Here is a 14,213-nt window from a genome sequence, read left to right as displayed (position 1 = left end):
ACGCTCTCTTCTCATAAAAAGACCACCTACTTTCTTAATTTTAACAATACTTCTCTTTAAAGAAGTTGTCCAATTAAGTGTAGACGGTCCAGCACTAGTTGAGAGAAGTGTGAGTAAGGGTATCTATAATTACACAAGTTGAGAGAAGTGTGAGTAAGGGTATCTATAATTACACAAGTTGAGAGAAGTGTGAGCAAGGGTATCTATACTTACACAAGTCTAAAGAAGTGTGAGTAAGGGTATCTATATTTACACAAGTCTAAAGAAGTGTAAGTATGGGTATCTATATTTACACAAGTCTAAAGAAGTGTAAGCAAGGGTATCTATATTTACACAAGTCGGAAGTAGCGTGAATGATTTTTAAAAAAATAAAAGCAGATATTCAATTTTAATAATGAATTTCTGCTCTTAATAGAATTCTAGGACAGTTATGTCCTAAGCTCATTTTTCTATATTTTAAAGTCTGTTTTGATAATACCTGATTCTAGAATCGTTTTGATTACAATTAAAACAAGTGGTCCTATAAAGAATCCTATGAAACCAAGTAATTTTAATCCAATAAACATTGAAATTAAAGTGGGCAATGGTGTTAAACCAACGCCTGTACCAAAGATTTTAGGTTCTAATATCTTTCTTTGTACTAATAAAACAATTGATAATATTATGAGTTGGATACCTAAAGTTGGGTCTCCAATAATATAAGCATAAATTGCCCATGGGATTGTTAATCCTGTTGCACCGATAATTGGTAATAGGTCAACAAACCAAATGAATAGGCTAATAATAAAGGCAGATTCTACGCCGATAATGAGAAGGCCTAAGTATGTAAATACCCATGTAATAAAGCTTAAGACAATTGTTGCTGTAAGCATTCCAATTATAGAATGTCCAATTTTGTTATATATTTTATACACTTCTCGGTATGTTGCAGGATATAAATGTTTTTTTATGAAACGATGAATATTAGGTATTTCTAACATAAATAAAAATAATGCTACTAGAAAAACAACAAGACTGATGATAAATCCAGGTAATGAAGAAACAACTTCTGTTATATTTTGTACACTAAAATAATGAGTGATGGAATCTCTCAATGTAGCTACAAAATTTTGCAGTTCTTTATTGATTGTTTCAGCCATTTCATCTGGCAACACTGCTTTCATTTTATCATTGTACTGTTCTATAACTTTTATTAATAAATTTATTCTATTAGGTAAGTCTTTTATAAATAAGACGATTTGATCAATTAATTTTGTTAAAAATAAATAAATTAAAAATCCTGTTACCGTAATCAGCAAAGTGTATATAATGGTTACACTCCATTTACGGCTATTGATTTTTTGCGATAATTTATTAACTAAAGGGTTAAATGCAAGTGCAATAATAAATGCCAAAATTAACGGTATAGAAATGGGTATAATAAAATAAATAAATAGAATTAATAAAATTATGATGATAAATATGCTAATGCTTCGTTTGTTTATCCATTTTTTCATAATTATTACCTCTTTACTGAACTTATGTATAAATTAAGAGACGTGAAAAATCACGTCTCCGTTTATATCTTTTTGGATTTGTTTAATTAATGAGCACCTAATGTATTTAATGCTTTAATATCTGACGTAATTCGTTCAATTAATAAATTACAATGTGCAACTAAATTATCTGGATAGACTTCATCATCACCGTATTCAACACCTGTTGGATAGTAATGCTTACCTAGATAAGGATCCATTAATTGAATTGTTGCGTTATTTGCACCAACGTCCCCTTTAAGTGCATAACCTGGAATTCTTAAGTAATAAATACCTTCACTGATTTCATATTTGAAATCATAAGTGATACGTTCGTAATCCCAATGTCCACCAGCTACAAAACCATGCTTATTCATAACATCTTTTAATAGTTCTTGTTCAATGATAACCTTTTCAAGACTTGTATTATCAAATACCATGTATTTTTCCTCCCTCTATGTACCTTTAAGTTTATTTTATGATAAAAGCTTCAATGTTGCAATGTACATTTAAATTTAATAAGATTATTAAGATTTCGATTGATTTAACTAAAAGTTTTACTGTAAAATGATATAATTATAATTAGGAATAAAAGAGGAGGTAAATAGTTGAAAAATATTATTATTAAAGTTGTAGCAATAACTATTTTAATCATTGTACTCTTTTATTTATTCTATTCACCTAAATTAGAATTTGATGTATTGAAGAATCCAAATTACTCTCATGATAAAGCAAATGAAAATTACTATGAACAACAAGCTGAAAAATCAACAGGCAACGCTAAGTTGAAAGAAGGCGTTGGTACATATGTTTATAAAGATATAGGCGAAGTCATAGATGATTTAGGGGAACCAGATAGGGTATATAAGACAGAGCACGATAGAAAGAATTATGTCTTTAAAAATAAAGAACATTATTATTTAGTTTCGGCTAAAAATAATAAAGTATCATCCATATATGCTACAGGTAATAAAGTTGATGTTTCACCAATAAAAATGAAACAAGAGGCTACGAAATTCTTTAATGGAACGAATATAGATATGGAACCTGTTATTGATAGTTCGTATGGTAAGTATAAACTTGAATTATCTGAAAGAGATATTAAGACTCAGTTGCTTATTAAATATGGTAATGTGTATGCTCAAGTATTAATCGATAGTGAAACAAATGAAGTCATGGGCGTGAAATTTATGGACTCAGATGTAGTTATCGAACATGCACCATTTTCAATGTCGAAAATCTCAAGTGATCATGATAAGAAACTTAAGCGATCTGATAAGCAAAACTTCCATTCACACATTAATAAAGATTTAACACTTCTTGAAATCGTTAATGAAATAAGAGAAATGAAGGGTGTTAAACCATTAGAGATGAATGATCAATTGACATATATCACTCAATTGGAAGCTGATTCTATTGAAGATGACGTTGATGAAGAAGAAGCTGTTAAATCATTGGAAGATGGTATAATGAAACATATCAACGATCAAAATATTGAATACGAAACAATAAATCAAAATTTAGCATATAATTTTTATGACGTACCAACTTTAGTAAACAGCTGGTTGAATAATAATTCATATAGAGAAAAGTTATTAGGTAGTCAATATGATGAATTTGGTGCTGGTAATTCACGCGAATACTATTCACTTGTTTTTAAAGAAAATAAAAAATAAGGAGGCATCATGTTATGTTTACTGTAGAAACAGTTAATATATTAGATCAATCTGATGAATTAAGTTCATGTATAAAAGAATCACTCATTTATCAAGAGTATCAAGAAGCAAAATATAAACTTGAGACAGATTTAGAAGTGAAAATATTAAGACAAAAGTTTGACCAAATTAAATCACATTACGATGATTGTCTGAGATTTGGAAGATATCATCCTGATTATAGTAGAGTTATGAAAGAAACGAGACAACAAAAAAGAGCATATGAAATGCATCCTGTTGTATCCAATTTTAAGACAAAAGAAACAGCTTTACAGGACTTGTTAGATGAAGTTATAAGCATAGTATCTTATTCAATTTCTAACAACGTTAAAGTTGATACAGGTAATCCATTTTTCAGTAGTGATAGTCAAGGTGGAGGCTGTGCTACAGGTGGATCTTGTGGATGTTCATCATAAAATATCTATTAATAAGAGCAGAAATTCATTAATAAAATGAATTTCTGCTCTTATTTTTTATAATAATGATTTTGGAAATATCGTAGATTAACTTCTGGATTAATCTACAACTTAGCTGAACTCTTCGATTAACTCCCGACTTAATCTACAACTTAGCTGAACTCTTCGATTAACTTCTGACTTAATCTACAACTTGGCAGGACTCTTCGATTAACTCTAGACTTAATCTACAACTTGGCAGGACTCTTCGATTAACTCCCGACTTAATCTATAACTTGGCAGAACTCTTCGATTAACTCCTGACTTAATCTACAACTTGGTAGAACTCTTAGATTAACTCCTGACTTAATCTACAACTTGGTCAAACTCTTCGATTAACTTCCAACTTAATCTACATCATATCTCATTTTTCTATAAAAATAGCTATTACCAACGATTTTGTAAAGTGCTGACGCCTGAGGGAATCGTATGTGTGAGAGACTACAGGCTCGAGACATACCCCTAGGCAAGCACGCACGTACAAAATCGTAAGATTGTATGTAAATAGATACTGAGGGCGATTTTGTAAAGTGCTGACGCCTGAGGGGACAGTATGCATGAGAGACTACAGGCTCGAACCATACCCTAGGCAAGCACGCACGTACAAAATCGTAAGATATTATAAAAAAACAAGCATATCACTATAAAACTGAAAAATTCAGTTAAGTGATATGCTCTTATTTTTTTGAGTTAGGAAATATGCTCCAAGCTTCATATTATTAATATTGTTTATTTATTAGAAAATGCGCTGTATCTGGACGATCAGTTACAATAGTATGTGCACCTTTTTGAATAAGATCATCCATTGTATCGATTTGATTTACTACCCAAAAAGCAACGGAAATATTAAGTGAAGTTAAAAATTGAATAAAACCTTCAGAGTCTAATGGAAGTCCTTTTGCTTGTGTAGGTATTTGGAATGTATCTGTTTTAGGTTGATAAGTGTGTCCGTAACCTGAGTAATAAGCTAAAAATGCTTTTGTTACTTCATTTTGACCAGTACCTAATGAAATTGTGTCTTGAGCATATAAATTAAATCTATCTATTTGTTCGTCATAAAAACTTGTGATATTAACACGATTCTCAGCCTTTAATTCAGTAATGATTCTATATAGATGAGAAGGTGCTAAACTACCTGTATATGACTCAGGATGATCTTTAATATCTATGTTAACTAAGATATCAGGATATTCAGTTAAAAGCTCTGTTAGAGTCACTATCTTTGCTTTGTCGTGACCTCTATATGGATGCTCGTTATTAATATCTTTAAAATGATAGCCAAAGTCTAATTGACGTAATTCTTCTAATGTATGTTCACCTACAAAGCCAGAGCCATTACTTGTTCTGTCTACAGTGTCATCGTGCATTACGACAAGTACTTCATCTTTTGTAAGACGTACATCAACTTCGAATCCAGTCACTTCATACTTTAATGCATGATCAAAAGCTAAACGTGTATGTTCCGGTCTTAATGCCATCCCACCACGGTGTGCAAATACATACGGAGCTGGTTGAGTAAAGAATGGTTTAATCTTACGTGGTTTGACGTTTGAAGTGGATTTTGTAACAATCCATGAACCAGCCGCGATGCCTCCGATAAGACCTGTTGTTTTTAATAAATTAATTTTTGACATTTTATCCAATCCTTTCGAAATGCAAATGAAGACGCATCTATATTCTATCAAATTGGTATACGATAGCAAAGTAAGTCACACAACCTATGAAGTTATCTTCTTTCATAGTACTCTAGAAAATGCTAATATAAACATAAAAAGATTAAGGAGATATCGTAATGGAGCTAGTTGAACGAATTAGTATAATTGTATATTTAAAAAATATGAAACATGAACGACAATTGCGTAAATTTGGCAATATATATCATTCTCATAAAAAAGAACAATATGTCATGTTATATACAAATGAAGATAAAATAGATGATACTATACAACATCTCATGAAATTAAAATATGTTAAAGATGTTAAAGTATCACCATTTAAATATGTTAAAAGAGATTATTCTAATATAAATACTGATAAAAAAGAATATTTGAATTTTTAAATTACTGCAATGGTGGTAAATAACGCTCAAGTCTTAATACACCTTTTAAGTAAGCGAAATAAAGTTCATCTTCTGCAAACTCTGAGCGAGACTTTACATCCAATCCTTTAATTTGGATATCGTATTCATTTGCCCATTCGTTAATTAAATCGAATTTTTTATTAGATTCTGGATAAGGATATTTAAATCCGTCTAAAATTGTATAAATAGCTTGGAAATGTTTATCTTTAGTTGGTTTCATAATGATGCAAGCAGAAGATAATTTTTCTTGTGATAATGGTGTGTGTAACATTAAAATGTCAGAAATACGGTCGTGATTGTATTCTATTAATGTTTGAAATTCGAATAAATCTGTTAAGCCGTGACCAATTACGATAAATGATTGTTTCATTTTTATAACCCTCGTTTTCGTTAATATACTACAATGATAAGTATAAATAATAATTAATAATAAAGAAAGTGATGATTAAAGTTGAGAGTAATAGGTGGAAAATATAAACGACTTCATATAAAAACAATAGATGGTCAATCTACTAGACCTACAACAGATAAAGTAAAAGAGAATATCTTTAATGGTCTTCAAGATATAGAAGGACTTGGATTAGACTTATTTGCAGGTAGTGGAGGATTGGGCATTGAAGGTTTATCAAGAGGATTAACTAAAGTCATTTTTGTAGACGGTAATTTTAAAGCTACAAAAATGATTAAAGAAAACTTAAATACATTACATTTACCAAATACACAATTCGAAGTTTATAAAAATGATGCAATAAGAGCATTAAAAGCTTTAAATAAACGAGACATCAAATTTGATTATATATTTTTAGATCCACCATATAAAAAAGATTTAATAAATAAGGCTTTAGATAAAATTCAAGCGTTTGACTTATTAAATGTAAATGGTACAATAATTTGCGAATTTGATAAAAGTGAAAAGATAGAAACTGGTGAGTTTGAAGTTCTGAAGAAATACGAATATGGACTAACTCATGTAATGTTGCTAACAAAAGGAGAAAACAATGACTAAAAGAATAGCAGTTGTTCCAGGAAGCTTTGATCCAATTACATTAGGGCATATTGATATTATTAAACGAAGTGCAAAAATATTTGATGAGATCCATGTTTCTGTATTACAGAATGCTTCTAAAAAAGGTCTGTTCTCAACTGACGAACGTGTAGCTTTAATTGAAGAAGCGGTGCAAGATGTACCGAATATCGTAGTCCACTCTTTTCATGGCTTACTTGTTGATTTTTGTAAAGAAATAAATGCAAGAACAATCGTAAGAGGACTTAGAGCAGTTAGCGACTTTGAATATGAAATGCAACTTACATCTATGAATAAGAAACTAGATGATGACATTGAAACATTATATATGATGACAAATAATAATTATTCATTTATTAGCTCAAGCGTCGTAAAAGAAGTAGCACAATTTAACGGTGACATTTCAGAATTCGTACCTGAAAATGTGAACAAAGCATTAAAAGAAAAAATTAAGAATAAAGAATCATAATAAAAAAGCATGATAACTGTCATGCTTTTAGAAAGTTTGTTTGCATATTTAGCTAATCTTAAGCGAGTGGACCAGAAATCTAGTGAAATAAATTAGAATTCTGGTCTACTTGCTTTTTTTAATATGTACTGGTTGATTAAAGTCTGTTGCTGTATCACCGGAAATAAATTGGTATAGCTCTGTTGCTTTTATTTCATTCTCAAAATAAGATGCTGACTGTTTATTTACATTAGTAATTATAGGTAAAGGACATTTATCTTTGATTGTTTTCAAATATGCCTGTCCTTTTTGTGACATTGCTAATACACGTATTGCTGAAGGTTCGTAATTTAAGACATCTTCAGTTTTAATATTTAACAATATTGCTGTTAATAAGCGCTGTATTCTAGTCCAAGTATATCTTTTTGATTTTAAATGTTTTACAAATGTTTCAAAACTTGTACTTTCTTTTATATCTTTTTTTATTTTAAATTCTAATCCTTCAGTCATCATATATATTTCTCGTAACTCATCATGTGTTGCTCTTAATATTGTCCATTTTAAGAGTGGGAAAAAATGTTCCCAATTCAAACCTTTAGATTGACTTAAAATTTCATAACTTGTTTCAGGTAAACTGAATTTATAATTTTCTTCATCATTAAAATATGCATTACGAATAGAAGTTGCACTCGAAATATGTGTCGTTTTGTTTAATTCTGGATCTAAATACATATTATCTTTTCTTTGAATGGTGAGGGGATTGATAGATAAGTTATTTTGCATAATATGTTTAACGTATTCTATAGCAAGAAGGTTATTAGAGCCTTTTAGTAAGTTCGTGTCTTGAACTAATTCGGCTATAATTCTTGGATGAGATTTTCCTTCTTTAATCATACTTTGGTATCTTTCATCATTAGTCACTTGTTCAATTTGTTTAATCGCATTTTTAATATCATCTATATTTCCAGATTCACTTCCAAAAGATAAAGCATCACATTGAAGATATTCTGCTATGTGAACACCACCTTTAGCAAATAAATCACCAGAAGAGATTGCATAAACAAGTGGTAATTCTATAACTAAATCTACGTATTGAATCGCCATTTCAGCACGTTTGAATTTATTTAAAATTGCAGGTTCTCCACGCATTGTAAATGAACCACTCATGATAGAAATCGCAACATCACTATCCGCTATTTCTCTAGAAGATTCTGCGTGATAAACATGCCCATTATGAAATGGATTGTATTCAGTAATTAAAGCAACACTTTTCATTTGCATTTCCTCCCATTTCAATTCATCATAAGTATTGTATCAGATAATGAATGTTAAGAAAAAATCTTGACAAACATTGTCGTTAAGGTTACAATAATTTTTGTGTTTGTAAGAGGTGAACCCAGATGAAGTGGTCAATAACACAACTTAAAAAATACCAAAACGAACCATTTACTTTTGATAAAGAAATCGATATGAAATACCTTACTGATAGGGTAGATGAACTTATCGATATTTCTCCAATAAAAGTAACAGGAGACGTTCAAGTGCGAATGCATGAGATAATTGTCAATCTTGACATTAATGGTGTATTGACGTTACCATGTGCCCGTACTTTAAAGCCAGTAGAGCTACCATTTGATACTACATCAGTAGAAATATTTGAACTAGATGAGTTGAGTGATAGTAATAATAATGATGACGAATTGAGACACAAACTCGAAGGTGGCATGATTAATTTATTACCAATCATTGAAGAACTTGTTATTTTAGAGAAACCATTACAAGTGTTCTCTGAAGGTAGTGAAGATGTTTCAATGGCAGGCAATGGTTGGGAAGTTATTGGCGAAGACCAATTTGAGTCAACCGAAGATTCAGAAGTAGAAACTGAAAAATCAGTTGATCCAAGACTTCAAAAATTACAACAATTCTTCGATGACGAAAAATAATCGGACAAGTGTTTATAAAATTTAAGGAGGAATAAGACATGGCAGTTCCAGCTAGAAGAACTTCAAAAACAGCTAAAAGAAAACGTCGTACGCATTTCAAAATCTCAGTACCAGGTATGGTTGAATGTTCAAACTGTGGAGAAATGAAATTATCTCACCGTGTATGTAAAGCATGTGGATCATACAAAGGTAAAGAAGTCGTTTCTAAATAATAAGTTACATGTAAATGTTCTTAACAGGATGTTTCAGACTGTCGACAGAGTCGACAGTCTTTTTTTATGCTTAAGAAGAATTTCTATTAAATTAGTTTTTTTTCATATATACTAGTTACATAAGTCTATTAGAATACGAGGAGTTTTTATGGAAGAGATTACTTCAGTACAAAATAATAAAATTAAAGAAATGAATAAATTGAAGAAGAAAAAAGAACGCGTTAAACAAGGGAGATTTTTAATCGAAGGTTTCCATTTGGTTGAAGAAGCTTATCATAGTAATTTGAAGATTATTTCATTATTAGCTGTAGATTATTCAAGAGTTGATGACAAGATTGTTGAATATGCTGACGATGCATATATTATAAACTTTAAAGTGGCTGAATCTTTATCAGATACGACTACGCCACAAGGAATTTTTGCTATAGTTGAACTTCCAACTTATGAGATGAGCCATTTTAAACAAGTTCTAGTATTAGATAGAGTGCAAGATCCTGGAAATATGGGCGCTTTAATTCGAAATGCAGATGCTGCTGGAATGGACGCAGTTGTCTATTCAAAAGGTAGTGCAGACCCATACCAAGATAAAGTACTACGTGCATCTCAAGGTAGTGTTTTCCATTTACCAGTAGTTGAAAATGATATTTATGAATTTATTGAAACATTTAAAGGTAATACTTATGGAACGAGTTTGCTCAATGCTGTTAATTATAAAGAAATTAATAGTCAAGAAAACTTCGCTTTAATTATGGGTAATGAAGGTGCTGGAGTTGAAGAAGAAATACTCAATCAAACGACAGAAAATCTTAATATTCCACTATACGGTAAAGCTGAAAGTTTAAATGTTGCTGTTTCATGTGGCATACTACTTTACCATTTGAAAGGTTGACCAAAGAAACAATATTTTATATAATTGTTTCATAATCAATATAAGCTTACAAAAGGACGTAAATTAATGATTGCGCATAATTAGGGAATGGATTCTAGACTGAAAAATCCTATGCAGTAACTTAATTTTTTTCATCCTTTTAGCTACTTAAAGAAATTTAAGTCGGAATGTAGATCCGTTATCAACATATAAGTGTATGCATAACTATGTATAAATTTGGGTGGTACCACGGAAGACTTCGTCCCTCTATTAGAGGGGGCGAAGTCTTTTTTTCGACTAAATAGGAGGATATATATGTCATTACAAGAGAAGTTAGCTGAATTAAGACAAGAAGCACTTGTAAGAATTAACGAAGCAAAAGCTGAAAGAGCTTTGCAAGATGTAAAAGTGAATTATTTAGGTAAAAAAGGTGTTATAACAGGTCTAATGAAAGAAATGAAAGAATTACCAAAAGAAGAAAGACCTGAATTTGGTCAATTAGTTAACGAAGTACGTAAAGCAATTGAACAAGAAATTGAAGCTAAAAAAGTACTTCTAGAAGAAGAAGCACTAAATGCCCAATTAGAAAATGAAACAATTGATGTGACACTACCTGGAAGAAAAGTAAGCCTAGGTGCTAAACATCCACTTACTAAAATAAATGAAGATTTAGAAGATTTATTCATAGGTTTAGGCTATGAAATTGTCGAAGGATATGAAGTCGAATCAGATTATTATAATTTTGAAGCTTTAAACTTACCAAAATCACATCCTGCACGTGATATGCAAGACACTTTTTATATTTCTGAAGAAATTTTAATGCGTACACATACTTCTCCTGTACAAGCTAGAACATTAGAAAAGCGTAACGGCGTTGGCCCAGTTAAAATTATTTGTCCGGGCAAAGTGTATCGTAGAGACTCTGATGATGCGACACATAGTCATCAATTTACACAAATTGAAGGATTAGTAGTTGCTGAAAACATCAAAATGAGTGACCTTAAAGGAACTTTAGAATTATTAGCACGTAAATTATTTGGTGCTGACCGTGAAATACGTTTAAGACCAAGTTTCTTCCCATTCACAGAACCTTCTGTAGAGGTGGACGTATCATGTTTTAAGTGTAAAGGTCATGGCTGTAATGTATGTAAACAAACTGGATGGATTGAAGTACTAGGTTCAGGTATGGTGCATCCAAATGTATTAGAAATGGCAGGATTTGACTCAAGTAAATATTCAGGCTTTGCGTTTGGTTTAGGCCCAGATAGAATGGCAATGTTGAAATACGGAATTGAAGACATTAGACATTTCTATACTAACGACGTAAGATTTTTAGAGCAATTTAAGCCTGTAGAAGATGGCGGTGAAGCATAATGTTAATAAGTAAAGAATGGTTAAGTGAATATATTAAAATAGATGCTGGTGTAGATGAATTAGCTGAGAAGATAACAAGAAGCGGTATTGAAGTAGACAGTATTAAAAAATACGGTGAAGATATTAAGAAACTAGTTGTAGGTCATGTTATATCTAAAGAAAAACATCCTGAAGCGGATAAACTTAATATTTGTAAAGTAGATGTCGGCGAAGAGGAGCCTGTACAAATCGTATGTGGTGCACCTAACGTTGATGTTGATCAATATGTAATTGTTGTTAGAGTCGGTGGACGTTTACCAGGTGGTGTTAAAATTAAGCGAGCAAAATTAAGGGGAGAAGTTTCAGAAGGTATGATTTGTTCTCTTCAAGAAATTGGTTTAGATGCAAATGTTATGCCTAAAAAATATGCAGATGGTATTTATGTATTTTCAAATGAACAAACTCCTGGTAGTGATGCATTAGAAGCTTTATTACTTAATGATGAAGTTATGGACTTTGATCTTACACCAAATAGAGCAGATTGCTTAAGCATGCTAGGTGCGGCTCATGAAGTAAGTGCATTATATGGTAATGAAGTACAATATCCAAATACAGAATTAAAAGAGTCTACAGAAAAATCAACTCAAGCGTTATCTGTAACTATTAAAGATGAAGAAGCAATACCATATTATGCTGCAAGAGTAATTAAAAACGTTACGATTGCACCATCTCCAACTTGGATGCAATCTAGATTGATGAAAGCGGGAATTCGTCCAATAAATAACGTAGTTGATATTTCAAATTATATCTTACTAGAATACGGTCAACCTCTTCATATGTTTGACCAAGATCAAATTGGTTCAGAACAAATTGTAGCAAGATATGCGCACGAAAACGAAAAAATTACGACGCTTGATGATATTGAAAGAGAATTAATTACTTCTGATGTTGTAATTACAAACGGATCAGAACCAATTGCGATAGCTGGTGTCATGGGTGGAGATTTTTCAGAAGTAACAGAAAAAACACAAAATGTTGTAATTGAAAGCGCAATTTTCAATGCTACAAATGTAAGACAAACTTCAAGAAGATTAGGTTTAAGAAGTGAAGCATCAAGTAGATTTGAAAAGGGTATTGCAAGCGAAAGAGTAGTGGACGCTTTAAATAGAGCTGCTTTACTTTTACAAGAAATAGCAGGTGGAACAGTATTAAGTGAAGTTGTATCAGATGGCACATTGCCTGAAACTTCTAAAGTAATTGAAATTACTACAAATGATGTGAACCAATTAATTGGATTCAATCTTTCAACTGAAGAAATTAATGTTATTTTTAATCGTTTAGGCTTTGGAACAAATGTAACTGGAGAGGCATTTGAAGTTAATGTACCTTCAAGAAGAAGTGATATATCAATTAAAGCAGACTTAATTGAAGAAGTAGCGAGAATTTATGGTTATGACCAATTACCATCAACATTACCAAACTTCGAAAATGCTACTGCTGGATATTTAACAGATAATCAACTCAAAAAGCGTAAAGTAAAAGAAATACTTGAAGGAGCTGGTTTAGATCAAGCTATTACGTATTCATTAGTCCATAAAGATGTCGCTAAAAATTACACACTTGAAGATAAAGAAGTTGTAGAACTTATGATGCCTATGAGTGAAGATCAAGCGGTATTACGTCAAAGCATATTACCAAGACTAATAGACGCTACACGTTATAATGTTGCAAGAAAAAATAAAAACGTTGCATTGTATGAACAAGGTAAAGTTTTCTATAGTAACGGTAAAGACCAATTACCAACTGAAGTAGAATTTCTAAGTGGTATTTTAACAGGTCAATATTCAGGTAATAAATGGCAACAAAAAGATGAACCAGTAGATTTCTTCTTAGTTAAAGGTATTGTAGAACGTATTGCAGAACAATTAAATGTGTCGTTTACATTTGAAGCGACAAAACTAGATTTATTACACCCAGGTAGAACTGCATTTGTGAAAATGAATGAAGAAGTGGTAGGTATAATAGCAGAATTACATCCTACTGTAGAAAAAGAGAATGATTTAGACCGTACTTATGTGTTTGAGTTAAACTTTACAAAAGTATTAGCACAACCAGTCGGTAAAATAGAATATGAAGCTATTCCAAGATTTCCAGGAGTATCAAGAGATATAGCATTAGTAGTTAATACAGATGTAACTGCATCAACATTAATCAACACAATTAATGACAATGGCGCTGATATCCTGAACCATACAGAAGTGTTCGATGTTTATGAAGGTGAACATATGGAAGAAGGTAAAAAATCAGTAGCAATACGAATTGATTATTTAGACGTTAATGAAACTTTAACAGAAGACAAAGTTTCAGCAGTTCATAATCAAATATTATCAGCATTAGAACAACAAGGTGCTACTTTAAGAGCGTAAGCGCATTTTAATTATCTATAATATTAAAGGAGCTAACATTTCATTAAAAAATGTTAGCTCCTTTGTTGATAATTATTATTAAAACGTGAATTACTTTTTATTCTTCGTTGTTAGCTTTGTAAGTTGTTTGCCTATAAACCAGATTAAATAGCAAATAATAATAACGGCTAATATT

15 protein-coding genes are annotated in these 14,213 nt (G+C 31.2%); 10 read left to right on the top strand and 5 right to left on the bottom strand.

Going from position 1 to position 14,213, the window contains the following annotated elements; all coding sequences use genetic code 11:
- Positions 1-449 precede the first annotated feature (449 nt).
- Both ytvI and LQ668_RS07075 read right to left on the bottom strand, forming a co-directional pair.
- Positions 450-1,496 (bottom strand): sporulation integral membrane protein YtvI, encoded by a 1,047-nt coding sequence (gene ytvI, locus LQ668_RS07080; RefSeq protein WP_078356822.1) that lies wholly within the window; start codon positions 1,494-1,496, stop codon positions 450-452.
- Positions 1,497-1,582: 86 nt separating this feature from the next.
- Entirely contained in the window at positions 1,583-1,954 is a 372-nt protein-coding gene (locus tag LQ668_RS07075) for a YugN family protein (protein WP_078356823.1), read from the bottom strand.
- A 168-nt stretch (positions 1,955-2,122) separates the two neighbouring features.
- Between LQ668_RS07075 and LQ668_RS07070 the strand changes: the two genes are divergently transcribed.
- Both LQ668_RS07070 and LQ668_RS07065 read left to right on the top strand, forming a co-directional pair.
- Entirely contained in the window at positions 2,123-3,190 is a 1,068-nt protein-coding gene (locus LQ668_RS07070) for a CAP domain-containing protein (protein ID WP_078356824.1), read from the top strand.
- A 14-nt stretch (positions 3,191-3,204) separates the two neighbouring features.
- On the top strand, positions 3,205-3,645 hold the full coding sequence (locus LQ668_RS07065; RefSeq protein WP_078356825.1) for a YlbF/YmcA family competence regulator: 441 nt from the start codon (positions 3,205-3,207) through the stop codon (positions 3,643-3,645).
- 758 nt (positions 3,646-4,403) lie between these two features.
- On the opposite strand, the gene LQ668_RS07060 is transcribed toward LQ668_RS07065, so the two are convergent.
- Positions 4,404-5,318, bottom strand: coding sequence for a glycerophosphodiester phosphodiesterase family protein (locus LQ668_RS07060; RefSeq protein WP_239700233.1), 915 nt, complete (start codon positions 5,316-5,318; stop codon positions 4,404-4,406).
- A 158-nt stretch (positions 5,319-5,476) separates the two neighbouring features.
- On the opposite strand from LQ668_RS07060, the gene LQ668_RS07055 reads away from it, so the two are divergent.
- Positions 5,477-5,743, top strand: a complete 267-nt coding sequence (locus LQ668_RS07055; protein ID WP_078356827.1) for a DUF2129 domain-containing protein — start codon at positions 5,477-5,479, stop codon at positions 5,741-5,743.
- 1 nt (position 5,744) lies between these two features.
- Here the strand turns inward: LQ668_RS07055 and LQ668_RS07050 are convergent, their stop codons facing one another.
- Positions 5,745-6,134 carry a DUF7147 family protein gene (locus LQ668_RS07050; protein WP_115337594.1) on the bottom strand — a complete coding sequence of 130 codons (390 nt, stop codon included), beginning with the start codon at positions 6,132-6,134 and terminating at the stop codon, positions 5,745-5,747.
- 81 nt (positions 6,135-6,215) lie between these two features.
- On the opposite strand from LQ668_RS07050, the gene rsmD reads away from it, so the two are divergent.
- The gene (rsmD, locus tag LQ668_RS07045) at positions 6,216-6,770 is read left to right on the top strand and encodes a 16S rRNA (guanine(966)-N(2))-methyltransferase RsmD (RefSeq protein ID WP_239700234.1); all 555 of its coding nucleotides are present in this window, start codon (positions 6,216-6,218) and stop codon (positions 6,768-6,770) included.
- Complete coding sequence (gene coaD, locus LQ668_RS07040) at positions 6,763-7,257, top strand: pantetheine-phosphate adenylyltransferase (protein ID WP_078356830.1); 495 nt, start codon at positions 6,763-6,765, stop codon at positions 7,255-7,257. The genes rsmD and coaD overlap by 8 nt, the downstream gene beginning before the upstream one ends.
- Before the next feature lie 105 nt (positions 7,258-7,362).
- Here coaD and LQ668_RS07035 read toward each other — a convergent pair whose 3' ends face one another.
- Complete coding sequence (locus LQ668_RS07035) at positions 7,363-8,511, bottom strand: nucleotidyltransferase (RefSeq protein ID WP_208143994.1); 1,149 nt, start codon at positions 8,509-8,511, stop codon at positions 7,363-7,365.
- Between the two features lie 125 nt (positions 8,512-8,636).
- Between LQ668_RS07035 and LQ668_RS07030 the strand changes: the two genes are divergently transcribed.
- From LQ668_RS07030 to pheT, 5 genes are all read left to right on the top strand, one after another.
- Positions 8,637-9,179 (top strand): YceD family protein, encoded by a 543-nt coding sequence (locus LQ668_RS07030; protein WP_078356832.1) that lies wholly within the window; start codon positions 8,637-8,639, stop codon positions 9,177-9,179.
- Between the two features lie 38 nt (positions 9,180-9,217).
- Positions 9,218-9,391: a 50S ribosomal protein L32 gene (gene rpmF, locus LQ668_RS07025; protein WP_025904638.1), complete on the top strand. Its 174-nt coding sequence runs from the start codon at positions 9,218-9,220 to the stop codon at positions 9,389-9,391.
- Positions 9,392-9,539: 148 nt separating this feature from the next.
- The gene (locus tag LQ668_RS07020; protein ID WP_078356833.1) at positions 9,540-10,280 is read left to right on the top strand and encodes a TrmH family RNA methyltransferase; all 741 of its coding nucleotides are present in this window, start codon (positions 9,540-9,542) and stop codon (positions 10,278-10,280) included.
- A 294-nt stretch (positions 10,281-10,574) separates the two neighbouring features.
- The gene (gene pheS / locus LQ668_RS07015) at positions 10,575-11,633 is read left to right on the top strand and encodes a phenylalanine--tRNA ligase subunit alpha (RefSeq protein WP_107509588.1); all 1,059 of its coding nucleotides are present in this window, start codon (positions 10,575-10,577) and stop codon (positions 11,631-11,633) included.
- Positions 11,633-14,038, top strand: a complete 2,406-nt coding sequence (gene pheT, locus LQ668_RS07010; RefSeq protein ID WP_239700235.1) for a phenylalanine--tRNA ligase subunit beta — start codon at positions 11,633-11,635, stop codon at positions 14,036-14,038. Before pheS ends, pheT begins: the two co-directional genes overlap by 1 nt.
- Positions 14,039-14,213: the final 175 nt, after the last annotated feature.

Origin of the sequence: Mammaliicoccus sp. K-M42 (assembly GCF_022386375.1) — a bacterium.
Lineage (GTDB): Bacteria > Bacillota > Bacilli > Staphylococcales > Staphylococcaceae > Mammaliicoccus > Mammaliicoccus fleurettii.
The sequence above is the reverse complement of the archived record's forward strand: the minus strand, read 5'-3'. Positions and strand labels throughout refer to the sequence as shown.

Excerpts from the sequence above, each read along its gene's own strand:
- LQ668_RS07030 (WP_078356832.1), top strand. The coding sequence starts at position 8,637 with ATGAAGTGGTCAATAACACAACTTAAAAAATACCAAAACGAACCATTT.
- pheS (WP_107509588.1), top strand. The coding sequence starts at position 10,575 with ATGTCATTACAAGAGAAGTTAGCTGAATTAAGACAAGAAGCACTTGTA.
- LQ668_RS07060 (WP_239700233.1), bottom strand. The coding sequence starts at position 5,318 with ATGTCAAAAATTAATTTATTAAAAACAACAGGTCTTATCGGAGGCATC.
- LQ668_RS07020 (WP_078356833.1), top strand. The coding sequence starts at position 9,540 with ATGGAAGAGATTACTTCAGTACAAAATAATAAAATTAAAGAAATGAAT.
- rpmF (WP_025904638.1), top strand. The coding sequence starts at position 9,218 with ATGGCAGTTCCAGCTAGAAGAACTTCAAAAACAGCTAAAAGAAAACGT.
- pheT (WP_239700235.1), top strand. The coding sequence starts at position 11,633 with ATGTTAATAAGTAAAGAATGGTTAAGTGAATATATTAAAATAGATGCT.
- LQ668_RS07035 (WP_208143994.1), bottom strand. The coding sequence starts at position 8,511 with ATGAAAAGTGTTGCTTTAATTACTGAATACAATCCATTTCATAATGGG.
- ytvI (WP_078356822.1), bottom strand. The coding sequence starts at position 1,496 with ATGAAAAAATGGATAAACAAACGAAGCATTAGCATATTTATCATCATA.
- LQ668_RS07065 (WP_078356825.1), top strand. The coding sequence starts at position 3,205 with ATGTTTACTGTAGAAACAGTTAATATATTAGATCAATCTGATGAATTA.
- LQ668_RS07075 (WP_078356823.1), bottom strand. The coding sequence starts at position 1,954 with ATGGTATTTGATAATACAAGTCTTGAAAAGGTTATCATTGAACAAGAA.
- LQ668_RS07055 (WP_078356827.1), top strand. The coding sequence starts at position 5,477 with ATGGAGCTAGTTGAACGAATTAGTATAATTGTATATTTAAAAAATATG.
- coaD (WP_078356830.1), top strand. The coding sequence starts at position 6,763 with ATGACTAAAAGAATAGCAGTTGTTCCAGGAAGCTTTGATCCAATTACA.
- LQ668_RS07050 (WP_115337594.1), bottom strand. The coding sequence starts at position 6,134 with ATGAAACAATCATTTATCGTAATTGGTCACGGCTTAACAGATTTATTC.